The organism is Plantibacter sp. ME-Dv--P-122b, assembly GCF_030209375.1.
Lineage (GTDB): Bacteria > Actinomycetota > Actinomycetes > Actinomycetales > Microbacteriaceae > Plantibacter.
This window is the reverse complement of record NZ_JARVSC010000003.1, coordinates 920,671-941,680: the sequence shown is the minus strand read 5'-3', so window position 1 is coordinate 941,680 and position 21,010 is coordinate 920,671. Positions and strand designations below refer to the sequence as shown.

Annotated in this window: 21 protein-coding genes; 12 read left to right on the top strand and 9 right to left on the bottom strand. The window is 70.3% G+C overall.

Features of this window, described 5'->3' with window-relative positions:
- Positions 1 to 50: 50 nt before the first annotated feature.
- From QRN19_RS09090 to msrA, 3 genes are all read left to right on the top strand, one after another.
- Positions 51 to 1,157: a LacI family DNA-binding transcriptional regulator gene (locus QRN19_RS09090; RefSeq protein WP_285026474.1), complete on the top strand. Its 1,107-nt coding sequence runs from the start codon at positions 51 to 53 to the stop codon at positions 1,155 to 1,157.
- Between the two features lie 54 nt (positions 1,158 to 1,211).
- Positions 1,212 to 1,859 (top strand): MOSC domain-containing protein, encoded by a 648-nt coding sequence (locus QRN19_RS09085; protein ID WP_285026473.1) that lies wholly within the window; start codon positions 1,212 to 1,214, stop codon positions 1,857 to 1,859.
- Positions 1,860 to 2,009: 150 nt separating this feature from the next.
- Positions 2,010 to 2,558, top strand: coding sequence for a peptide-methionine (S)-S-oxide reductase MsrA (msrA, locus tag QRN19_RS09080; RefSeq protein ID WP_079706599.1), 549 nt, complete (start codon positions 2,010 to 2,012; stop codon positions 2,556 to 2,558).
- Between the two features lie 61 nt (positions 2,559 to 2,619).
- On the opposite strand, the gene QRN19_RS09075 is transcribed toward msrA, so the two are convergent.
- Positions 2,620 to 2,829 carry a hypothetical protein gene (locus QRN19_RS09075; protein WP_124767435.1) on the bottom strand — a complete coding sequence of 70 codons (210 nt, stop codon included), beginning with the start codon at positions 2,827 to 2,829 and terminating at the stop codon, positions 2,620 to 2,622.
- Between the two features lie 220 nt (positions 2,830 to 3,049).
- Here QRN19_RS09075 and QRN19_RS09070 point away from each other — a divergent pair, with 220 nt between their 5' ends.
- The 6 genes from QRN19_RS09070 to QRN19_RS09045 all read left to right on the top strand — a co-directional run bounded on the left by QRN19_RS09070 (position 3,050) and on the right by QRN19_RS09045 (position 8,602).
- Positions 3,050 to 3,271, top strand: a complete 222-nt coding sequence (locus QRN19_RS09070; RefSeq protein WP_285026471.1) for a hypothetical protein — start codon at positions 3,050 to 3,052, stop codon at positions 3,269 to 3,271.
- Between the two features lie 99 nt (positions 3,272 to 3,370).
- On the top strand, positions 3,371 to 4,066 hold the full coding sequence (locus QRN19_RS09065; protein ID WP_285026470.1) for an LON peptidase substrate-binding domain-containing protein: 696 nt from the start codon (positions 3,371 to 3,373) through the stop codon (positions 4,064 to 4,066).
- Between the two features lie 159 nt (positions 4,067 to 4,225).
- The gene (locus QRN19_RS09060; RefSeq protein WP_285026468.1) at positions 4,226 to 5,179 is read left to right on the top strand and encodes a sugar phosphate isomerase/epimerase family protein; all 954 of its coding nucleotides are present in this window, start codon (positions 4,226 to 4,228) and stop codon (positions 5,177 to 5,179) included.
- A gap of 27 nt (positions 5,180 to 5,206) precedes the next feature.
- Positions 5,207 to 6,160, top strand: a complete 954-nt coding sequence (locus QRN19_RS09055; RefSeq protein ID WP_079706602.1) for a 3-hydroxyacyl-CoA dehydrogenase family protein — start codon at positions 5,207 to 5,209, stop codon at positions 6,158 to 6,160.
- Between the two features lie 80 nt (positions 6,161 to 6,240).
- On the top strand, positions 6,241 to 7,014 hold the full coding sequence (locus QRN19_RS09050; RefSeq protein WP_285026466.1) for an SDR family NAD(P)-dependent oxidoreductase: 774 nt from the start codon (positions 6,241 to 6,243) through the stop codon (positions 7,012 to 7,014).
- A 214-nt stretch (positions 7,015 to 7,228) separates the two neighbouring features.
- Positions 7,229 to 8,602, top strand: a complete 1,374-nt coding sequence (locus tag QRN19_RS09045; protein ID WP_285026465.1) for an MFS transporter — start codon at positions 7,229 to 7,231, stop codon at positions 8,600 to 8,602.
- Between the two features lie 113 nt (positions 8,603 to 8,715).
- Here the strand turns inward: QRN19_RS09045 and QRN19_RS09040 are convergent, their stop codons facing one another.
- The 5 genes from QRN19_RS09040 to QRN19_RS09020 form a co-directional block, all read right to left on the bottom strand.
- Complete coding sequence (locus QRN19_RS09040) at positions 8,716 to 9,429, bottom strand: GntR family transcriptional regulator (RefSeq protein ID WP_285026463.1); 714 nt, start codon at positions 9,427 to 9,429, stop codon at positions 8,716 to 8,718.
- 102 nt (positions 9,430 to 9,531) lie between these two features.
- Positions 9,532 to 10,308, bottom strand: a complete 777-nt coding sequence (locus QRN19_RS09035; protein WP_285026462.1) for a triose-phosphate isomerase family protein — start codon at positions 10,306 to 10,308, stop codon at positions 9,532 to 9,534.
- 32 nt (positions 10,309 to 10,340) lie between these two features.
- Complete coding sequence (locus QRN19_RS09030; protein WP_071258616.1) at positions 10,341 to 10,802, bottom strand: ribose-5-phosphate isomerase; 462 nt, start codon at positions 10,800 to 10,802, stop codon at positions 10,341 to 10,343.
- Between the two features lie 127 nt (positions 10,803 to 10,929).
- Positions 10,930 to 12,660: a dihydroxyacetone kinase family protein gene (locus QRN19_RS09025; protein ID WP_285026460.1), complete on the bottom strand. Its 1,731-nt coding sequence runs from the start codon at positions 12,658 to 12,660 to the stop codon at positions 10,930 to 10,932.
- Positions 12,661 to 12,949: 289 nt separating this feature from the next.
- Positions 12,950 to 13,714: a GNAT family N-acetyltransferase gene (locus QRN19_RS09020; protein ID WP_285026459.1), complete on the bottom strand. Its 765-nt coding sequence runs from the start codon at positions 13,712 to 13,714 to the stop codon at positions 12,950 to 12,952.
- A gap of 110 nt (positions 13,715 to 13,824) precedes the next feature.
- Here QRN19_RS09020 and QRN19_RS09015 point away from each other — a divergent pair, with 110 nt between their 5' ends.
- Entirely contained in the window at positions 13,825 to 14,616 is a 792-nt protein-coding gene (locus QRN19_RS09015) for a response regulator transcription factor (protein ID WP_064295688.1), read from the top strand.
- The gene (locus QRN19_RS09010) at positions 14,613 to 16,244 is read left to right on the top strand and encodes a sensor histidine kinase (protein ID WP_285026458.1); all 1,632 of its coding nucleotides are present in this window, start codon (positions 14,613 to 14,615) and stop codon (positions 16,242 to 16,244) included. The genes QRN19_RS09015 and QRN19_RS09010 overlap by 4 nt, the downstream gene beginning before the upstream one ends.
- A 75-nt stretch (positions 16,245 to 16,319) precedes the next feature.
- Here QRN19_RS09010 and QRN19_RS09005 read toward each other — a convergent pair whose 3' ends face one another.
- The 3 genes from QRN19_RS09005 to QRN19_RS08995 all read right to left on the bottom strand — a co-directional run bounded on the left by QRN19_RS09005 (position 16,320) and on the right by QRN19_RS08995 (position 18,494).
- Positions 16,320 to 16,958, bottom strand: a complete 639-nt coding sequence (locus QRN19_RS09005; RefSeq protein WP_285026456.1) for a GntR family transcriptional regulator — start codon at positions 16,956 to 16,958, stop codon at positions 16,320 to 16,322.
- Positions 16,955 to 17,929, bottom strand: coding sequence for a DMT family transporter (locus tag QRN19_RS09000; protein ID WP_285026454.1), 975 nt, complete (start codon positions 17,927 to 17,929; stop codon positions 16,955 to 16,957). Before QRN19_RS09000 ends, QRN19_RS09005 begins: the two co-directional genes overlap by 4 nt.
- 115 nt (positions 17,930 to 18,044) lie before the next feature.
- Positions 18,045 to 18,494 carry a hypothetical protein gene (locus tag QRN19_RS08995; RefSeq protein WP_285026453.1) on the bottom strand — a complete coding sequence of 150 codons (450 nt, stop codon included), beginning with the start codon at positions 18,492 to 18,494 and terminating at the stop codon, positions 18,045 to 18,047.
- A gap of 259 nt (positions 18,495 to 18,753) precedes the next feature.
- On the opposite strand from QRN19_RS08995, the gene QRN19_RS08990 reads away from it, so the two are divergent.
- A complete protein-coding gene (locus QRN19_RS08990; protein ID WP_285026451.1) occupies positions 18,754 to 21,003 on the top strand; it encodes a carboxypeptidase regulatory-like domain-containing protein in 2,250 nt (749 codons plus the stop codon).
- Positions 21,004 to 21,010 lie beyond the last annotated feature (7 nt).

Sequence of the window (21,010 nt, the reverse complement as noted above, 5' to 3'; positions counted from 1 at the left end):
GAACGTCACCGTGAACGTTCACGGTGCGAGCGTATCAGTACGATGTGACCATGACCAGGCCCCGCGACGAACACGCTCCGGCGCGAGCGACGATCATCGACGTCGCCCGGGTCGCCGGTGTCTCGCGCCAGACCGTGACCCGCGCGCTCAACGGGATGCGCGACGTCAGCGACGCCACGAGACAACGGGTCGTCGAGGTCGCAGCCTCGCTCAACTACCGGCCGAACCGCGCCGCACAGCACCTGGTGAGCGGTCGGACGACGACCCTCGGACTGGTCGTCGACGACCTGCGGAACCCCTACTACCCGGAGCTCGCGGCCGCCCTCGTGCAGCAGGCGGCCGAGCGGGGATGGACCGTGTTGGTCGCCGAGGTCGGGGGAGCGGCGAACGCATCGGGCGAGCGGCCCGCCGCCGCGGATCGTGGACCGGACCTCCCTGACGCGGAACGTGCGCAGCTCGCCGAACTCGCGAGGCAGGTCGACGCGGTCGTCGGGCGCAACGGCGCCGATCACGGAGCACTCCAGGGCGCGTTCGCCACCATCCCGTTCGTCTCCCTCGGTGACCATCGGCCAGACGAGTCCGAGGCTGGAGCGGACCCGTCCGGCCCGGAACCCGCGTTGCAGGTTGCGGGTGTCGACATCGACTTCGACGACGGCATCAGGCAGGCGCTCGCCCACTTCGTCGCGACCGGACGCCGGTCCATCGCCATGATCGACGCCTCTGCCGAACCGTCCGGACGACGCCTCGCGTACCGCGCGTTCCTCGCGGAGCACGGGCTGCCGTGGTCGGAGGCGTCGGAGACCTGGGCGGAGGACACCCACCAGGGCGGCGTCTCGGCCGCCCTGCGGTGCCGCGCCGCGATGCCCGGCGTCGACGCCGTGCTCGTCTTCAACGACGTCATGGCGGTCGGCGTGCTCAAGGGCCTCGCCCGTGCCGGGGTCGGCGTGCCGGAGGACGTCGCCGTCATCGGCATCGACGGACTCGACCTCGGTCGGTTCGTCACCCCTGAGCTCACGAGCGTCGCCGTCGACAAGGGCGACATCGCACGGCTCAGCCTCGAGTTGCTCGACGGCATGATGTCCGGCTCGCTCCCGCTCTCGGGGCCGTCCGTCCGCCGCTCGGTGGGTGTCTCGCTCGTCGTCCGCGAGTCCGCCTGAGCCGCTTCGGCTCCGTCGGATGAGCGGACGCCGCGGACACGGCAGACTGGTCGCATGTCTGAACTCCTCGCCCTCTGTCGCGTCGAAGCCCTCCAGGCGGACGACGGCTCGATCGGTGTCACCGCGATCGACAAGCGCCCGGTCGACGAGCCGCTGCACGTGCGGCCGATGGGGCTGTACGGCGACGTGCAGGCCGATCGCAAACACCACGGCGGCCTGACGAAGGCGCTCTACGCCTACGCCGAGGAGGACGCGCGGTTCTGGGAGGGCGAGCTCGGTCGGGAGATCACGCCGGGGCTCTTCGGCGAGAACCTCCGCACGCAGGGGCTCGACGTGAACGGTGCCGAGATCGGTGAACGCTGGCGGATCGGCGACACCCTCGTCGTCGAGGTGACCTGCCCACGCACCCCGTGCGGCACCTTCCAGCGGCGGTTGGGCGAGCCACGGTGGGTGAAGCGCTTCGCCGACGCCGCACGCCCCGGCGCCTACCTCAAGGTGGTCAAGAGCGGGAGGGTGCAGGCGGGCGACCCGATCGAGATCGTCCGACAGCCCGGCCACGGCGTGACCATCGCCTCCTGGTTCGCCGCGGCCGACGAGGCACAGGCCGTCTCGCTCGAACAGTCGGAGCGGTCGGGTGCCGTGGTGCTGGCCCCCGAGATCCACGAGTCGATCACGCAGCTCCGCCGCAAGCGGACCGCCTGACCGTCGCCGTCGCACCCTCAGACCTGTGCGACCGCTGAGTGCAACCCCCGGTCGGAACAGTCCGGAAGCGGACGCTGTTGCATACCATGGAGCCGAAGACCGGAGCACGCGGGGACCCCGCACGGTGCTCGGCACGAAGGAGGAGTCACGATGAGTGCAGCAGACGAGCAGAGCACGACGACCGAGCGCGCGGTGCTGGCCGGCGGATGCTTCTGGGGCATGGAAGACCTCGTCCGGAAGATGCCGGGCGTGAAGTCGACGCGCGTGGGCTACAGCGGTGGCGACGTCGCCAACGCCACCTACCGCAACCACGGCACCCACGCGGAGGCCCTCGAGGTCGTCTTCGACCCGAGCAAGCTGTCCTTCCGCGAGCTCCTGGAGTTCTTCTTCCAGATCCACGACCCGTCGACGAAGAACCGCCAGGGCAACGACGTCGGCCTGAGCTACCGCTCGGCGATCTTCTACACCTCGCCCGAGCAGGAGCGCGTCGCGCGCGACACGATCGCCGACGTCGACGCCTCAGGGCTGTGGCCCGGCAAAGTCGTCACCGAGGTCGAGCCCGTGTCCGAGTTCTGGGAGGCCGAGCCGGAGCACCAGGACTACCTGGAGCGCATCCCGTGGGGCTACACCTGCCACTTCGTGCGCCCGGGCTGGAAGCTCCCTCGCCGCGCTGAGGTCGCGGAGCAGGCCACCGCGTAAGCACGTCCACAGCGCCCGTCACCACGGTGGCGGGCGTTGTGCTGTGCGCGGACCGGCAGGCTCAGACGCCGTCGGCCCGCGAGGAGTTGACGGCGTCGGACGCCAGTCGTGGCGCGAACCGCGGGTCGAACTGCAGCGGTGGATCGTCGGGTGATGCCAGTGACGGCTTCCCGAGGCGGACCCATTCGAGGTACTGGAGGTAGGGGTCGGACCCGGCATCGACCGGCGCATCGACGATGCGCTTGCGTCCCCACGGCCACTTCCACCCCACGATCAGCATCCTACGGACGGTTCCTGAGGATCGGCGGACCATCGCGCCACGATCTTGCAACGATGGCGCCGAATCGCGCTCCATGCGCTGAATGGATACGGAGTTGTCCATCAGCCGTCCGTGGTGTCATGATGAATCACGGCGGAGATAGCTAGACGATCGAGATACTTCGAGGGGTTGTCCGGACCCGGTCGCTGCACCTGCCGAGAGAGGTCGTCCCATGGGCTCCACCGGCAGCGAGACGTCTGTACTCCGCCGCGCGTGGGTGGAGCAGCTCACGGCCGACCGCTTCGGGGTCTTCGTGGGGGACCGGCGAATCGGGTTCATCGACGTCGACTGGCCACTGCACGTCGCTCTGCGTGGGGCCGACTACGAGACGGCGGTCGAGATCGATCGGGCGATCCGGTTCGATCAGGCGCTGCGAGCGGTCCTCGGCGACTGAGTCGCCTCCGGTGTCCGGCGACTATGATCGCAGCACGGTTCGGGTGGGTGGTTCGCCGGGCGGTATCCGATGGGACCTGCGAGACGGAGGGGGACTGACATGACCGACTCCTCCAGTGCCGAGCCCTGGGCATCCGGACTCCCGGTCCTCGAACTGCCGATGTTCCCGCTCGGCTCCGTGTTGTTCCCGCACATGCCGCTCGCTCTGCGGCTCTTCGAGGAGCGCTACCTCACCATGCTCGCCCACCTGCTCGAGGCCGAGGACCCGGCGTTCGGGGTGGTGCTCATCGAGCGCGGGCGCGAGACGGGCGGCGGCGAGCACCGGTTCCGCACCGGGACCGTGGCCGAGATCGTCGAGGTCGACGGCGGCGAGGGCTTCGTCGCGGTGATCGCCGAGGGCGGTCAGCGCTTCGAGGTGACCGACTGGTTGCCCGACGACCCGTACCCACGCGCCGAGATCCGTCCGCTCGACGACCTGGAGTGGGACGACGAGTTCGAGCGGCTCCGCGACGAGACGGAGGCGGCGGTGCGACGGTCGCTCGCCGTCGCCAGCGAGTTCAGTGAACAGCAGTGGGCCTCGGTCGTGGAACTCGCCGACGACCCGCTGGAATCGTCGTGGCAGCTCGCGGGTATCGCCCCGGTGAGTGAGCTCGACCAGATGCGGTTCCTCTCGGCCGGGTCGCTCGAGGAGTTGCTGGTCGGCGTGCGCGATCGTGCCATCGAGGCCGGCGAGGCGTTCATCGCGGGCGGCATCGCCGACGCGGACGACGAGGACTGGGACATCCTCGGCGGCTGAGCCCCGTCGTCGCACCTCGCCAAGCTCGCCTCCCCTCCGCCGGTCACTGAGCCTGTCGAAGTGCCCTTGCGCATTCGTGGAAACACTTTACTATTTCCTATAGGATCTTTTTGACCGGGAGCACCAGCCCCGAGTAGTCCCTGAGCGCAATGGAGCATCATGACGGATACGACCGTGACCGCGTCGACCCCCCGATGGACCGCCGACACCTGGCCCATCGCCACCTGCCTGCACGGCATCCCGCCCGTCGATCGCAACGGCGTCTCCCTGCACGACGCGGAACCCGAAGCCTGGGACGACCTCTTCGCGCAGGTCGCCGGCGTTGGCTTCACCCTCGCTGAACTGCCCGACAGTCACGTCCGGCCCGCCGATCTCGAGCCCTCGCGTCGAGACGAGTTCCTCGCCATCGCGAAGTCGCACGGTGTCGGCGTACCGTCCGTCCACCTGCAGCGGCAGAGCGTGATCATGCCGGGCCACGAGGAACGCAACCTCGAATACGCGCACCGCACGATCGACGCTGCCGCCGAGTGGGGGATGCAGGTCTTCTCCACCGGCCTGCACCAGCCGTTCAACGAGGCGCAGCGCGATGCGCTCTGGTTCTGGACCGCGCAGGGCCCGAAGGACCCCGACGACCCCGAGGTCTGGAACGCCGCCGTCAGCCGCATCCGCGAGCTCGGCAAGCACGCGGCCGAGGTCGGCCTGCCGCTCGCACTCGAGCTCTACGAGGACACCTACCTCGGCACCGCCGACAGCGCGGTCCGGTTCGTGGAGGAGGTCGGGCTCGACAACGTCGGCCTGAACCCCGACGTCGCGAACCTCATCCGCCTCCACCGTCCCGTCGAGGACTGGCGAGAGCTGTTCGCCAAGACCCTGCCCTACGCCAACTACATGCACGTGAAGAACTACACCCGCGACGAGGCGGCCGACGGCAGCTGGGCGACGTCCGTGCCCTCCACCATGGAGGCCGGGCTCATCAACTACCGACAGGTCTTCCGCGATGCCGTCGAGCTCGGCTTCAACGGCATCATCCTGGCCGAGCATTACGGCGGCGACAGCCTCGGCATGTGCGCCACCAACCAGAAGTACATCAGGACCCTGCTGCCGCAGGCCTGATCCAGACGACCACAGGAGAGCTTCATCATGACCACACACACCATCGCCGTCGTCGGATCGGGCTACATGGGCGGCGGCATCGCCCAGGTGCTCGCGCTGTCCGGCGCCACCGTCCGCATCGCCGACATCTCCGAGGAGATCGCGCGCAAGAACTACGACCGCCTCATCGCCGAGGCCGAGCAGTTCGTCGCCGACGGACTCTTCCCCGCCGACGCCGTGGAGCGGATCCGCGCTAACGTCTCGCCCGCCGCGTCCATCGAGGAGGCCGTCACCGGAGCCGACTTCATCGAGGAGGCCGTGCCCGAGAAGATCGAGATCAAGCACGAGACCCTCCGTCGCATCAGCGCCGCCGCCTCGCCCGACGCCATCATCGGCTCGAACACCTCGACCATCCTCATCGGTTCGCTCGCCGAGGCCGTCACGAACCCGGAGCGGTTCCTCGGCGTCCACTTCTCGAACCCGGCCCCATTCATCCCCGGTGTCGAACTCATCCCGCACGAGACCACCGCCGACGCGGCGATCGCCACCGTCGAGGAGATCGTCGCAGCGACCGGCAAGGAGACCGCCCGCGTCAAGGACGCCACCGGCTTCGTGCTCAACCGCCTGCAGTACGCGCTGTTCCACGAGGCGACGCAGCTCGTCGAGGAGGGCGTCGCGACACCCGAGGACATCGACACGATCGTCCGCACCACCTTCGGCTTCCGGCTGCCCGTCTTCGGCCCCTTCGCCATCGCCGACATGGCCGGGCTCGACGTCTACTCCTTCTGCTACGCCTCGCTCCAGACCCGGTGGCCGGAGCGGTTCGCCACGCCAGACTCCCTCAAGGAGCTCGTCGACGCCGGCAAGTTCGGCACCAAGTCGGGTGCCGGCTACCTCGACGTCCCGGCCGACCGCACGCCCGAGCTGATCGCCTACCGCAACAAGGCCTACGTCGCGATCAAGCAGCTCATGGACGAGCTCGGCCCCGCACCCATCAACTGAGCGCCGCGCCGCGCCGACCGGGCGCACCGTCCCGCTCGATCGGACACCGACTTCACCACCCCCACGCAGAAAGGCCGGCCATGACCGCCACCAGCTTCCCCGAATCCAAGACCGTCGTCCTCACCGGAGCAGCCTCCCCGCGCGGCATCGGTCGCGCCTCCGCCCACCACCTCGCCGAACTCGGCTGGAACATCGGGATCATCGACCTCGATGAGGCTGCGGCGCAGGCGGTCGCCGCCGAGATCGCGGAGCAGCACGGGGTGCAGGCGGCGGGTGCCGGCGCGAACGTCGCCGACGAGGCGCAGGTGCGTGCCGCGTTCGACGCGCTCGAAGCGTCACTCCCGCAGCTCGTCGCCCTCGTGAACCTCGCGGGCGTCGCTTCACCGGTGCCCTACCTCGAGGTGAGCGCCGACGAGTGGAAGCGCGTCATCGACATCAACCTCAACGGCGTCCACTACACGACCCGTCGTGCGGTCGAGTCGATGGTGTCGAACGGCGTCGGTCGCGTCGTCAGCCTGTCGTCCGTCTCCGCCCAGCGCGGCGGCGGCACCTTCAGCAAGACGGCCTACTCGGCGGCGAAGGCCGGCGTGATCGGCTTCACCCGCAGCGTCGCCCGCGAGCTCGGCCACGACGGCATCACGGTCAACGCCATCTCGCCCGGACCCATCGACACCGACATCATGGGCGGCACCCTCACCGAGGAGCGCAAGACGGCCATGGCCGCCGACGGCGTCCTGCCCCGCATCGGCACCCCACGCGACATCGCCGCCGCCATCGCCTACCTCATCAGTGAGGACGCCGGCTTCGTCACCGGTCAGACGCTGAACGTCGACGGCGGCCTCTACATGCACTGATCCACCCCACGCACCACGAGCGAACGGAGCAGCACCATGCAGCACCTCACCGGTCAGTGGACCAAATCCCGGTTGATCTTCCTCGGTCTCGGCGTCGTCTTCGTCGGCGTCGGCCTCTGGATGATCATCCCCTCGATGGTCTCCTGACCACCGCCAGCAGCAGCAGTAGCACCAGCAGCACCCACCCGCACCAGTCATCTCAAAGGAGAGTGTCTTGTCCACACCCAATCCGCCGGCGATCGGATCGACCAACGATCCGGCGCTGAAGTCGGCGATCCGCAAGGCGTCGAAGCACCTCATGCCGATGCTCGTCATCCTCTACTTCGTCGCGTTCCTGGACCGCACGAACGTCGGCTTCGCCGAGGAGGCGCTCAGCGTCGACCGCGGCATCTCGAACGGTGCCTTCGCCCTCGGCGCCGGCATCTTCTTCATCGGCTACGCGATCTTCGAGATCCCGAGCAATCTGCTGCTGAAGAAGTTCGGCGCCCGGTTCTGGCTCGCCCGCATCGCGGTGACCTGGGGCATCGTCGCCGCCCTGTTCGCCTTCACGACGAACGACACGATGTTCATCGTCCTGCGCTTCCTGCTCGGCGTGACCGAGGCCGGGCTCTTCCCCGGCGTCATCATGTTCCTCTCGGAGTGGTTCCCGAACAAGGTCCGCGTCCAGATGTTCTCGATCTTCTACCTGGCGCAGCCGTTCTCGCAGATGCTCGGCGCCCCGCTGAGTGGTGGCCTCATCAGCTTCGGCGACGCCCTGACCCCGTGGCACGGCTGGCAGGTGATGTTCTTCGCCGAGGGCTTGCTCGCGGTCCTCGCCGGCTTCGCAGCGCTCTACTTCCTCACGAACTCGCCACAGCAGGCGAAGTGGCTGGACCAACAGGAGAAGGACTCGTTGACGGCCGCGATGGAACGCGAGGACACCGTGCGGCAGTCGGACGGCCCGACCGGTATCGCGAAGGCGATGACGAGTTGGAAGGTGTGGTACTTCACCATCATCTACTTCTGCCTGCAGATCGCGGTGTACGGCACGACCTTCTACCTGCCGCAGCAGGTCTCGAACCTCATCGGTCAGGACGTCGGCTGGCAGGTCGGTCTCGTGGCGGCCATCCCGTGGCTCGTGGGTCTGTTCGCCTGCTACTACGTGGGCCGGAACGCGAACACGGTCGTCCGTCGTCGCACCTGGGGAACGATGTTCTACATCTCCACCGGCGTGTTCATCCTGGCCTCCGCCTGGGCGGGCGCGAACAACCAGCCGTTCCTCGGCATCCTGTTCATCACCATCGCGGTGGCGAGCTTCCTCTCGGTCGGGCCGATCACGTGGGCCTACCCGACGGCGTTCCTCACCGGAACGGCTGCAGCGGCGGGCATCGGCCTCATCAACTCGCTCGGTAACCTCGGCGGCTTCGTCGCCCCGATCATGCGCACCGGCATCAACGAGAGCGTGCCGACCGACAGCGGCGTGTGGGGCGTGGTCTCGCTCGGGGTGTTCGCCTTCCTCGCGGCGGTGATGCTCTACTGCACCCGGTTCTTCCGTGGGGCGAAGGCGGACGAGCTGCTTGAGACGACGGCGACGCGCACGGCCCACTAGTCACGACGCACCACCCGGACGGGGTCGATCGCTCAGGCGGTCGGCCCCGTTCTGCGCCCTTCGACAGGCTCAGGGACCGGAGGAGGGCGGCTCGGGGACCGGAGCGGTGGGGCTCAGTGCTCGGCGTCGCTGCGGGCGCGGGTGCGCACGAGCTCGATGTGCGAGCGCATGGCCGCCGCGGCGGCCTCGGGGCCGTCGGAGAACGCGTCCAGGATGGCACGGTGCTCGACGACCGCCTGGTCGGCGTCGGTGACGCCCGTCTCGACCGTCTGGCGCATGCGGTGCACGCGGGTGGAGATGCCCTCGGACATGTCGAGGAGGAACGGGTTGCGGGTGCCCTCGAAGATGAGGTGGTGGAAGTTCCAGTCCACTGCGAAGTACTCGCGGAGGAGCGCGACGGGGATCTCACCGGCCGACGCCGCGGCGCGCACGCTGGCGGTCATCTCGACGTGCTGGGCGAGGGCGACCTCGAGCGCTGGGAGGAGCTCGTCGGCGTGGGCGGCGGCCAGTGCGGTGGCGCCGCTCTCGAGCACGATGCGGGCGTCGAACAGTGACTCGAGCTGGTCGTCGGCGAGCGGCGGTGCCACCCGGTAGCCCTTGTGGGTGACCCGGGTGACGAGCCCGGTGCGCTCCAGCTGGACGAGCGCTTCGCGGACCGGCGTCGGCGAGACGTCGAGGTCGCGGGCGATGGCGTCGATCGACAGGCGGGCACCCGGCTCGATGCCGGAGCTCAGGAGCATGTCGAGCACCAGCTCGTAGACGCGGTCGCGCAGACCACGGCGCTCGAGCGAGGAGGAGGCGCCGAGCGGGAACACGGCATCAACCACGGCAGGCTCCGAAGGGTGTGCTCGAGGCGTCGTCACGGAGGGGGACCTCCGGTCGAGCGGCCGCGATGATCGTCGAGGACCAGTTTACGGGGCCGCCAGGTGTCATCGCGGCAGGTCGGAGCGCGCGCGGTCGAGGCCGGCCACCTCGTCGAGCACCAGCGAGAGGGCCGCCGGGTCGTGGGCGAAGCGACCGAGGAAGACCCCGTCGACCGCGTCGCCGATCGTCGTGAGCAGGCCGGGTCCGGCGCTGCCGCCGTAGATGACGGCCGAGGAGGTGCCGACCAGACCCCTCGCGGCGAGCGTGTCGAGGTGGTCGCGGAGCCTGGAGCACACCGTGCGGATGTGGGCTGGACTCGCGGCCTCGGTGGCTCCGATGGCCCAGTGCGGTTCATAGGCGACGATGACGCGGCCCACGATCCCGGCGGCGACCGCCCCCGCCAGGGCGTCGTCGAGCTGCGTGACGCATTCAACAGCCGCCACTTCGGCGTCTCCGTGCTCGGCCTCCCCGATGCACAGCACCGGCGCGAGACCGTTGCGGAGCGCGGCGGTCGTCTTCGCGCGGACGACGTCGGGCGTCTCACCGAACAGTCGGCGCCGCTCCGCGTGCCCGACCTCGACGACCTCGCAGCCGACCTCGCGGAGCTCCGCGCCGCTCACCTCACCGGTGAACGCCCCGGTGTCCTCGGTCGCGAGGTCTTGAGCCCCCACGGACGCGACGCCGCGGAGCCGTTCCACCGCGCCGGTCACCGAGAGGTACCCGGGGATGACGAACAGCTCCGCCGCTCCGGATCGGATGGCGTGGTGCTCGGCCGACACCCCCGCGACGACCGAGCACCAGTCGAGCGTCTGCGCGTGCCCGAAGTACATCTTCAGACTCACGCCGACGAGTATGGGGTGCGTACCCTCCGCCATCAGGACGCTTCGTACGCGCTGATCTCCTGCACCTTGTCGTTCGACGCGCTCGAGGCGTCGAACTCGTAGGTGAGCCATTCGCGCACGTTGCGGCGGGCGAGTTCGATGCCGACGACGCGCTGGCCCATGCAGAGCACCTGGGCATCGTTCGAGAGCACTCCGCGTTCGACGGAGAAACCGTCGTGTGCGGTGACGGCTCGGATGCCCTGGACCTTGTTCGCCGCGATCGCGACGCCGAGGCCCGTGCCGCAGATGAGCAGCGCGCGGTCGGCCTCCCCGCGGGCGACGATCTCGGCCGCGGTCACCGCGACCGTCGGGTAGTTGGTGTGGCCGTCGGCGTCGACCCCGACGTCGACCACGGAGGCGACGAGGTCGCTCGCCTCGAGGTCTCGCTTGAGGATCTCCTTGTAGTCGTAACCGGCGTCATCGGAGCCGATGACGATTCGCCAGGTGCGGGTCATGGTGTGCCTTTCGTGGTTGGCCCTTCGACAAGCTCAGGGACCGGGGTGTCGCTTCAGGGAGCGGGGTGTCTATTCAGGGAGCGGGGTGTCTATTCAGGGACCGGGGTGTCTGGTCGGGGATGGGTGTTCAGCGGTCGGCGAGCAGGGTGCCGACGCGCTCGACGATGAGGGCGAGGGAGACGGCTCCGGGGTCCTCGACGCCGACGGCCTTCGAGCCGTGCGAGCGGGCTCGTCCCATGCCTGGCATGAGTCCGGCCGTGTCGTGTGCTGCGGCGGTGGCCGCTGCCGCCGCCGCGGTCCAGGCGGTGGCGAGGTCGTCCCCGGCGGTGACGCGTTCTGCGAGCGTGTCAGCGAACGGGACCAGGGCGTCGACGAGCGTCTTGTCGCCGACGGAGGCCTTGCCGTAGCGCATGACGGCGTCCTTCGCTGCGGTCACGCCCTCGCTCACGGCGGTGGCGGTCGGGCGCTCGGCGTCGCCGAGGCGCTCGCCGAGGGTGCGGAGCATGACGCCCCACAGCGCGCCCGAGGTGCCACCGGCGCGGTCGGACCAGGCGTCGCCCGAGCGGTCGAGCAGCGTCGCGACGCCGGCACCGGCCTCACGCAGGCGCTCGGCCTCCTCGGCGGCGGCGGTCGCCCCGCGGTCCATGCCGATGCCGTGGTCGCCGTCGCCGACGATGGCGTCGAGGCGTCCCAGCTCGTCCGCGTGCTCCGCGAGGAGTTCGTGGATCGCGGAGATCGCGTCGGCCACGACGGCCGCCGACTCCTGCGACTCGGGCGAGGCGTCCGGCACGACGAAGGTGACATCCTCGGTGTCGTCGGCGGCGACGGTCTCGAGCGCCCCGGAGTCGACGGCGCCCGTGCGGAACGCGGGCGTGTCCGCGGCGGCACTCCACAGTCGCTCCAGTTCCTCGTCCACCCAGAGGAGGGTGAGTGAGACACCGGCCATGTCGAAGCTCGTGCAGAACTCGCCGACCTGCGGGTCGACGAGCGTGATCCCGGTGTCCTCGAGGAGGGAGGCGACACGGTCGTAGACGACGAAGAGCTCCTCGGACTTCACGGAGCCGAGGCCGTTGAGGATGGGGACGACACGCGCGCCGTCGACGGAGACCCCTTCCGGGATCTCGGCCCCGTCGAGGAGGTGGTGCACGAACAACTCCGCCAGTCCGTCCGCGGAGGGGATGTCGGTCTCGTCGATACCGGGCTCGCCGTGGATACCGAGCCCGACGGCCATCCGCCCCTCCGGTACGGAGAACAACGGTTCGTCCGCACCGGGCAGCGTGCACCCGGAGAATGCGACGCCCATCGAACGGGTCCGGGCGTTGGCCAGGATCGCCACGCGCTCGACGTCGTCGATGGCGTACCCACCAGAGGCAGCGCCACCCGCGACCTTGAAGACGGTGAGGTCGCCCGCGATCCCGCGCCGCTTCTCGAGCTCGGTGGGCGGTGCGCTGAAGATGTCGTCGGTCACGGTGACCGTGCGGCAGTCGATGCCGTCGGCGCGCACGGCGTCCTGGGCGGCGGTGAAGTGCAGCACGTCGCCGGCGTAGTTGCCGTAGCTGAGGAGGACACCCCGACCCTGTTCGCTCGCGCGGACGACGCTCTCCACCTGGTGAGCGGACGGCGACGCGAAGAGGTTGCCCATGGCCGCACCGTGGGCGAGTCCCGGGCCGACGAGGCCGGCGAAGGCGGGGTAGTGGCCGGATCCGCCACCGATCACCAGCGCGACCTCCGGTTCCGCGGACTTCGTGGAGCGCGACACCCCGCCGGAGACTTTGCGCACCCAGCGTCCGTTGGCTCGGACGAAGCCGTCCACCATCTCATCCGCGAAGTCGGCCGGTCGGTTCCAGAGCCTGGTCATCTGCATCTCCTCGTCATCGAGTCCGTCGATCCGGCGCGAGCCGGCACATCACGATAATCCTATAGGATATTGGAACCGACCGGAACCCTGGGCTGCGCACAACGCAGGAGACCGCAGGCGGGTCGGCACCGTCGGGCAGCAGCCGGAGGAGACGCGCCGAGGACCTCATGCGTTGTGGACGCGTGACTCGAGGGGCACCCGTCGACGGCGTCCCGACGGCTGAACCTGCCGAGGCTGGAGTGGGGGAGACTCAGAGCCCCGGCAGGTTCGGCGATCGGGACGCCGGCGATCAGGGGCGTGTGACGGTGGGCTCCGTGTGCGTGGCTTCGACGCGTTCCGCGCGACGTGCGGCGAGGAGCGAGGGCGTGATCGCGAAGGTGATGCTCGACGAGCGGCGCGGCGCGGTCGCCCGGAGGAAGCCGAGCCGCTCGGCGAGGGCGATCGATCTGGTGTTCTCCGGCTCGATGACGGCCGTCACCGTCTTCGCCCCGACCTCGCGGAAGGCCAGGTCGATCATCGCCGCCGAGGCCTCGCTCGCGAGACCCCGTCCGCCGACGGCGGGGTCGAGGACCCAGCCGATCTCGACCGAGCGCTCGGCGGGGTCGACCTCGCGGAGGTGCAGGGAGACGTCGCCGACGAGCCGTCCGTCGTGCTCGACGGCCAGGGCGAGGAAGTCGCCCGACTGCCAGAGGCGGCTGTGCCCGACCCGGTGGCGCAGGTGCTCGCGGGATGCCTCCCGGTCGCGGACCGGCCACGGCAGGTGCTCGACGACCTCGGGGGTGGACTGGATGCGGTACCAGGCTTCGGCGTCCTCCAGACGGTGGCGACGCAGGACGAGGCGGTCGGTGCTGATCGGGTGCGCGTCGACCGGCGCCTCGATCCGCGGGCCACGGAGGAATCGCGGTCGCGAGACACCTGCCGGGAGGAGCGGGCGCAGAGCGCGAACCGCAGCGGCGAGGCCGGCCCGGACCCGCTCCGCAGGCTCGGCCGTCGCGCCCGCCGTGCGACGACGGCGGGGGGCGAACGACGTGCCCAGGGGCTCTGCTCGGGTCATGCCCTCCACGGTAGGCACCGCACCCATGGGCTCGGCCTGAAAAGATATGAGCCCTCTATGAATCGCCCGTCGCTCCCGCGCCTCGCAGCTCGACGACGGATAATCGACCCATGCCCTCCGACCTGCCAACGCAGATCGTCGACTCGGGGCGCCGCCGGGCGGTCCTCGCCAAGCTACCGCGGATGTACCGGGCCGACGGTTCACCCATCCGCGTCCTCCTCGTCGACGACGAAGCGGTGCTCACCGACCTCGTGAGCCTGGCCCTCGGCTACGAGGGCTGGGTCGTGGACGTCGCCACCAACGGTCGAGAGGCCGTCCAGCGCTACCGCACGGAACGTCCCGACGTCGTGGTCCTCGACATCATGCTGCCCGACATGGACGGGCTGAGCGTGCTCCGTCAGCTCCGCAGCTTCTCGCAGGGGGAGCCGGAATCGGGCACCCCGACGCTGTTCCTCACCGCACGCGACTCGGTCGACGACCGCATCATGGGACTCACCGCCGGCGGCGACGACTACATGACCAAGCCGTTCTCGCTCGAGGAGCTCGTGGCCCGCCTTCGCGGTCTCCTGCGTCGCACGGCACACGTCGTGTCCGACGACGACTCCCGCATCACGATCGGCGGGCTCTTCCTCGACGAGCGCAGCTACGAGGTCAGCCGCGACGGCGAGCCGGTGGCGCTCACCACGACGGAGTTCGAGCTGCTCCGCTACTTCATGCGCAACCCGAAGCGTGTGCTGAGTCGCGCCCAGATCCTCGACCGCGTGTGGAACTACGACTTCGCCGGCAAGGCCAGCATCGTCGACCTCTACGTCTCCTACCTCCGCAAGAAGATCGACGCCGACCGGGCGCCGATGATCCACACCGTCCGCGGTGTCGGGTACGTGCTGCGGCCCGTCGAATGAGCACCGCATCGGTTCCGACCGCGGGCGAGCCGGCGCCGCTGGCGAACCGACGGCACCCGTGGACGCTCCAGCGACGGCTCGTGACCGGCATCGCTGCGGTCATCGCAGCGGTGCTCGCGGTGTCGGGCATCCTCACGATCGTCACGGTCGAGGCGTCGGTCACGGCCGTCGTCGACACCCAGCTCACCGGATCGATGGAGGCCTTCGAGCACTCCGTCGTGAAGTTCCACGACCAGCAGGCGGGTGCGGGTGTCGTGGTGGACCCCGACGCCACGCGCGGTGAGCCTGGCTACGTCAAGCCGTTCGTGGATTACGTCGGTCACGGGCCCGGGACGCTCATCGCGCTCGTCGCGGACGGCGGGGTCGTCGACTCCGCACGCTTCACGCAGTCCAACGCGACGGCGCTCGACGTGCGGACGAAGGCGCTCATCGAGGAGGCCGTCGCGGCGGACAGCTCCGAGCGACAGAACATCGAGTTGGGTTCGCTCGGCGGTTACCGGCTCGAGTTCCTCGACCACGGCGACGGCGAGACCCTCGTGGCCGGCGTCTCGCTCGCCACCCCGCGGGCGGCCGTGCAGCAGGAGGCGATCGTCATCGCGATCCTCGCCGTGCTCGCGCTCGCGGTCACCATCATCGGGGCGATCATCGTGGTGCGCCTCGGGCTCCGGCCGTTGTCGCGCGTGGCCGCCGCTGCCGAGGAGGTGTCCACGCTGCAACTCGAGCGCGGCGACACCGGGATCGACGTGCGGGTCGATCAGGCCGACACCGATCCTCGGACGGAGATCGGCAAGGTCGGCGAGGCGCTCAACGGCCTCATCGACCACGTCGACCGCGCGCTCGCCGTCCGAGCCGCGACCGACAAACGCATGCGCCGGTTCGTCACCGACGCGAGCCACGAACTCCGGACGCCGCTCGCCGCGATCCAGGGCTATGCCGAGCTCACCCGTCAGGACAGCGAGAACCTCCCGCCCATGACGGAGCACGCACTCGCCCGCATCGAGTCGGAGGCGACCCGGATGAGTTCGCTCGTCAGCGAGTTGCTCCTGCTGGCGCGGCTCGACGAGGGGCAGGACCTGCACCTCGACGACGTCGACTTGAGCGACCTCGTCGCCGCCGCCGTGAGTGACGCGGCCGTCTCTGCGCCGTCGCACCACTGGTCGGTCGACGTGCCGGAGCGCGCGATCATCGTGCGCGGCGACCGCGAGCGCCTGCACCAGCTCGTCGTGAACCTGCTGTCGAACGCCGCCGTGCACACCCCGGCCGGCACCTCCGTGGTCACCCGCATCAGCGCACCGAAGAGTCGCGACGAGCCGCAGCGCGCCTCGCTGACGATCGCCGACGACGGACCCGGCATCGACGAGGCCTTCCTCCCCGAACTCTTCGACCGGTTCGCCCGGGCGGACTCGTCGCGCTCCCGTGCTGCCGGCAGCACGGGCCTCGGCTTGGCGATCGCGCTGTCGATTGCGGAGGGACACGAGGGAGCGATCGAGGTCGCCTCCTCACCCGCCGGCACGACGTTCACGGTGACCCTGCCGTGGTCGGGCCCGTCCGAGGAGCACCCCGCGGTCCGACCGGTGGCCGACGCCACCGGGTCGCGCCCGGAGGCGGTCACCTCGACGCGAGGCTGACGGTCCGACCTGTCGCCGAGCCGAACCCGGTCACCGAGGCGCCCTTCGACAAGCTCAGAGACCGGAAGGAGCGGCTCAAGGGGTCGACCGGCGGAGGGCGATGAGCTGCTCCGCCGAGTGCGCGAGGTGCGCGCGGAGCTCCGCCTCGCCCTGGTCGCCGCTGAGCGCGTGGATGAGCCGGTCGTGCTGGTCGATGAGTTCCTCGGGCGGCAGGACGCTCCGGAGCTGCACCATGAACAGGCCGAGCTCGGCGAGCAGTCCAGCGTGCGCCTCGCTGAGTCGAGGGCTCCGGGCCGCGGCGACGATCGTGTGGTGCAGCTCGGCGTGCGCGACCTCGATGGCGCGGTGATCGCCGGGTCGGTCGATGCAGATGCGTCGGAGACTGTCGTTCGCCGCGATGATCGAGGCCGGTGGGGGCGACGACGGTTCCGCACGCGTTCGCAGCAGCCGGACCGCCTCGGCCTCGATCGCCGTCCGGTACTCCATGAGGGCGAACACGTCGGCGTCGCTGAACGACCGCACCCGTGCCCCGCGGTAGGCCTCGAACGTCACGAGGCGCTCCGCCGCGAGCGCCTGGAGCGCCGCCCGGACGGTATGCCGGTTGACGCCGAACCGAGCGGTGAGGGCGGTCTCACGCAACGGCTCGTCCGCGCCGAGCCGGCCGTCGAGGATGTCCTCCCGCAGCGCGTCCGCGACCGCGTCGACCGCGGTCATCGGGCGACCTCGCGACGGACGATGCGCTTCGGTACGACGAGGATCGCGAGTCCGGTCACGAGCAACGCGGCACCGACGACAGTGGACGGCCCGAAGGACTCGCCGAGCAGCAGGATGCCGAGGAGCGTCGCCGTCAGGGGTTCGAAGAGGGTGAGCGTCGCGACCCGCGACGCCGGCAGCCCACCGAGCGCGTAGCCGAACAGCAGGTACCCCGCCACCGTGTTCACGAGCGCGAGCCACGCGACCGCGAGGGCGCCGGGGAGGGTGAGGATCCATGCGGTCTCGGTCGTGAGGAGGATCGGCACCGAGACGAGCGCCGCTCCGCCGAAGAGTGCCGCCATGGTGCCGAGCGGCGTCCACCCGTGCTCGATGAGCGCCTTGCTGCAGAGCGTGTACAGGGCGTAGGAGGCTCCGGCACCGACGGATGCGAGCAGCCCGTCCACCGAGACGGTTCCGATCCCACCGCCCGTCACCCCGGACAGGACGGCGACACCGGCTGCGGCGACGATCGTGGCCAGGAACCAGCGGCCGCTCGGGCGCCGGCGGTGGATCGCCCATTCGAGGAGGCCGGTGATGGCGGGTGCGGAGCCGAGTGCCGTGAGGGTTCCGATCGCGACACCGTTGCGCTCCACGCCGAGGAAGAAGAACGGCTGGTACGCGGTGACGCCGATCGTGCCGACGACGACGGCGACGATGAGCGCGGGCCTCCCGAGTTCCGCCGCGCGTGGTCGTTGCGGTCGCCTGGACCCGGAGCGGCGGGCGAACGCCGCCCACACCAGGACGAGGAACGCCCCGCCGAAGACGATGCGGGCGGCGCCGAACGCGACCGAGCCCACCTCGATCGGGAGGAGCGCGTGGGCCGTCCCCGTCGTCCCGAAACACACGGCGGCGAGGATCGCGGCGGCGACGGGCAGGCGCCCTGCGGCGGTGCTGCTGCCGGTCGTCCGGATCTCCATGGGCGAAGTGGGCATGCGGACAGCTTGCCGCAGGATTGTGTAACAATCAACGGCCGATCGGATGTCGGGGAGTCACCCACACGATGCCCGCCCGCTCGAGGAGCGGACGGGCATCGGGTGGGTGACCGGGTCAGCCGGCGTAGCCGCTGCTGATCACCGACACGCCGAGCAGCAGGGCTGCGCCGGCGGCGACGATGAGGGCGAGCGCCAGCATGGTGCCGGAGATGATGACCGCGGTGAGGGCGAAGCCCTTCGACTTCGGCTTGCGGGCGAGCGCGATGATGCCGAGCACGAGCGAGGCGATCGGCAGGAGCACGAACGACGGGGCGACGACCGCGGCGATCGACAGGGCGAACGCGATGATCGACAGGGTCTGGGTCGAACTCTCGCGGTCGGCGGCCGTCGCAACAGGTGCGGGTGCGAGGGGTAGCGGGGTCGTCGGCTGGGTCGGCGCGACCTCCTGCACGGCCGTGGCCTGGGTGAGCGGTTCGGGCCCGAACGCTTCGGTCGGGGCGTCTGCCAGGGTCACGTCCTCGGCGGGCGAGATCGTGGTGGACTCGGTGGTGGCTGAGGCGGACATGAGCTGGTTCCTTCCTCCGCGGCTGCGGAGCTGACTCCGCACGGTGCGGAGCTGATCGGTTGATGGTTCCAGCCTCCTCGGATCGCCGCGGGGGCGCGTCGCCCGTGGGCCCGATCTCCCGTCCTCCCGCGGGATGATCCTGCGCGTCCGATCCATGGGTCTGCGGTGCCGTCGCCGTCGGAAGCACGGTTCGGGCTGACCCTCGGAAACGGGACAGAGGGGTTCCGCAGGCGACAGCTGTGCGTTTATCCTGTCGCCCATGTCCCGCCGCATCGGAGCCGCTGTGCTCGCCCTGCTCGGAGCCTCCGCGCTCGCCCTCACCGCAGCCGTCCCGGCGGCCTCCGCCGCGACCACCTCGAGCTGGGCGACGTGGCCCACATTCTCCGGTGCATCGGGGTCGTACCAGGGCACCATGACCCTGGCCGGTCAACCCGCCCTCACCGCAGCGTTGACGAGCGACTCGGTCGGCGGTGGTGGCGTCGGCGTCATCTCCGGCGCCTCGACCTGGCTGGCGGCGTCGACCCCGGTCGGCGCCAAGTACGGCAGCAGCCGTGATCAGCCCTACCTCAACCTCCGGCCGAAGGCGAACAACGCGGCGTCGCCCTCGACCACGACCTACTCCTTCGCGACGCCGACACCGCCGTCAGGCTGGACCTTCGTCCTCGGTGACATCGACGCCGACCAGGTCGAGGTGACGGCGATCGGTCCGGACGGCACCCCGCTCTCCGCGGACGAACTCGGCTTCAACGGTGGGTTCAATTACTGCGACCCCGCCCTCACCGGCAAGCCCTCCTGCACAGGTTCGGCGACCGACGTCCCGAGCTGGGACCCGACGACGCAGGTGTTACGCGGTAACGCCGCCGCCCAGGACACCGCCGGCGCAGCGGGGTGGTTCGAGCCGTCCGCCCCGATCTCCAGCCTCACCTTCTCCTTCCGGCAGCGGTCGGGCGCGCCGGTTTACCAGACCTGGTTCGCTTCCCTCGCGCGCGACGTGACCGGCACCGTGACCGACCAGACCACGGGCCCGTTGGACGGTGTCGGCGTCCGGCTCATCGACCGCGACGGTCGGGTGGTGGCGTCGACCACGACCGCCGGTGGCGGCGCGTACACCTTCGCCGGCTACTTCGCGACCGACGGCTACACCGTGCAGCTCGTCCCGCCGGCCGGGAAGATCGCGGATACCGCCTCACGAGTCGGTGCCGACCTCACGACCGGCGATGCCGTCGCGGACTTCACCGTCCGTGACATCGTGCCCGTCGCCGTGTCCGGGACCGCGCTCGACACCGACGGCGTCCCGATCGTCGGTGCCACCGTCACCATCGTCGGTGTCGGCAGCGTCACCACCGACACTGACGGGAACTACCTCTTCGACACCGTGCCGGTCGGTGACCACACGGTCGTCATCACGCCGCCCGAGGGCTACGCGGTGCAGACCGCCCCGGCATCGTTCACCGTGCCGGTCGGCAGCGAGACACCCATCACCGAGCAGGACTTCGTGCTCGTCGCGAACCCCAGTCTCGGTGGGGTGATCACGTCCGGCGGCGTCGGTGTGGCCGGCGTCACCGTGAGCGTCGACGGCCCGAACGGCGTCGAGCGCACGGTCACGGCCGCTGACGGTTCCTATCGCTTCCCACTCCTGCCCGCGGGTGCCTACGAGGTCTCGGTCGTCGCCCCGGAGGGGTACGTCGTGTCCGGATCGGCCACCCGGGAGGAGGAGCTCGCCGGCACCGATCTCGACGCGGTCGACTTCGAGCTCGCTCGGCTCGGCACCGTCATCGGCGACGTTCGGACGGACGACGACGCCCCCGTTCCCGCAGCGACGGTCACGGTGACGACGCCGGGTGGCCCGGTCGCCCTGACCACGACGGCCGAGGGCTCCTACGGGCTCGCCGATCTGGCGCCGGGCAGCTACGAGGTCACGCTGACCGTCCCGGCCGGGTACTCCGTGCCCGCGGGTGGCGCCACGACCGCCACCGTCGTCGTCGGTACGGACGGCGCGGTCCAGACGGTGCCCACCTTCGTGCTCGTCGCCGACGCCGTCCTCGGCGGCCTCACCGGAACGGTCGAGACGGACGCCGGTGCACCGATCGCGGACGTGACCGTGACCGTCGAGACCCCGGCCGGCCCGGTCGACGTCACGACGGACGCCGACGGTGCCTACGACCTCGACGGCCTCGCGCCAGGCTCCTACGAGGTGTCCGTGACGGTGCCGGAGGGCTACACGGCTGAGGGTGCCACGACGGCGACCGTGGTCGTCGCTGCAGACGGTTCCGTGGTCTCGGTGCCGGCCTTCGTCCTCGTTGCCGACGCCGTCGTACCCGTGCCGTCGGCGAACCCGAGCGACCCGGCCGTTCCGGGCAACTCGGGTCGTCTGCCCTCGACCGGTGCGGACGCGATGCCGTGGATCGTCGCGGCCGGGGCGCTCTTCGTGCTCGGTGCCGCAGGTGTGGTCACCGCTGCCGTCCTGCGTCGTCGACGCGCGAATCGGGACGAGCTGTCCGGCGAATGACCGTTTG

What these genes read in the sequence shown, in the direction of transcription:
- QRN19_RS09090 (WP_285026474.1), top strand. Translation starts at nt 51, where the DNA reads ATGACCAGGCCCCGCGACGAACACGCTCCGGCGCGAGCGACGATCATC.
- QRN19_RS09085 (WP_285026473.1), top strand. Translation starts at nt 1,212, where the DNA reads ATGTCTGAACTCCTCGCCCTCTGTCGCGTCGAAGCCCTCCAGGCGGAC.
- msrA (WP_079706599.1), top strand. Translation starts at nt 2,010, where the DNA reads ATGAGTGCAGCAGACGAGCAGAGCACGACGACCGAGCGCGCGGTGCTG.
- QRN19_RS09070 (WP_285026471.1), top strand. Translation starts at nt 3,050, where the DNA reads ATGGGCTCCACCGGCAGCGAGACGTCTGTACTCCGCCGCGCGTGGGTG.
- QRN19_RS09065 (WP_285026470.1), top strand. Translation starts at nt 3,371, where the DNA reads ATGACCGACTCCTCCAGTGCCGAGCCCTGGGCATCCGGACTCCCGGTC.
- QRN19_RS09060 (WP_285026468.1), top strand. Translation starts at nt 4,226, where the DNA reads ATGACGGATACGACCGTGACCGCGTCGACCCCCCGATGGACCGCCGAC.
- QRN19_RS09055 (WP_079706602.1), top strand. Translation starts at nt 5,207, where the DNA reads ATGACCACACACACCATCGCCGTCGTCGGATCGGGCTACATGGGCGGC.
- QRN19_RS09050 (WP_285026466.1), top strand. Translation starts at nt 6,241, where the DNA reads ATGACCGCCACCAGCTTCCCCGAATCCAAGACCGTCGTCCTCACCGGA.
- QRN19_RS09030 (WP_071258616.1), bottom strand. Translation starts at nt 10,802, where the DNA reads ATGACCCGCACCTGGCGAATCGTCATCGGCTCCGATGACGCCGGTTAC.
- QRN19_RS09025 (WP_285026460.1), bottom strand. Translation starts at nt 12,660, where the DNA reads ATGACCAGGCTCTGGAACCGACCGGCCGACTTCGCGGATGAGATGGTG.
- QRN19_RS09020 (WP_285026459.1), bottom strand. Translation starts at nt 13,714, where the DNA reads ATGACCCGAGCAGAGCCCCTGGGCACGTCGTTCGCCCCCCGCCGTCGT.
- QRN19_RS09015 (WP_064295688.1), top strand. Translation starts at nt 13,825, where the DNA reads ATGCCCTCCGACCTGCCAACGCAGATCGTCGACTCGGGGCGCCGCCGG.
- QRN19_RS09010 (WP_285026458.1), top strand. Translation starts at nt 14,613, where the DNA reads ATGAGCACCGCATCGGTTCCGACCGCGGGCGAGCCGGCGCCGCTGGCG.
- QRN19_RS09005 (WP_285026456.1), bottom strand. Translation starts at nt 16,958, where the DNA reads ATGACCGCGGTCGACGCGGTCGCGGACGCGCTGCGGGAGGACATCCTC.
- QRN19_RS09000 (WP_285026454.1), bottom strand. Translation starts at nt 17,929, where the DNA reads ATGCCCACTTCGCCCATGGAGATCCGGACGACCGGCAGCAGCACCGCC.
- QRN19_RS08995 (WP_285026453.1), bottom strand. Translation starts at nt 18,494, where the DNA reads ATGTCCGCCTCAGCCACCACCGAGTCCACCACGATCTCGCCCGCCGAG.
- QRN19_RS08990 (WP_285026451.1), top strand. Translation starts at nt 18,754, where the DNA reads ATGTCCCGCCGCATCGGAGCCGCTGTGCTCGCCCTGCTCGGAGCCTCC.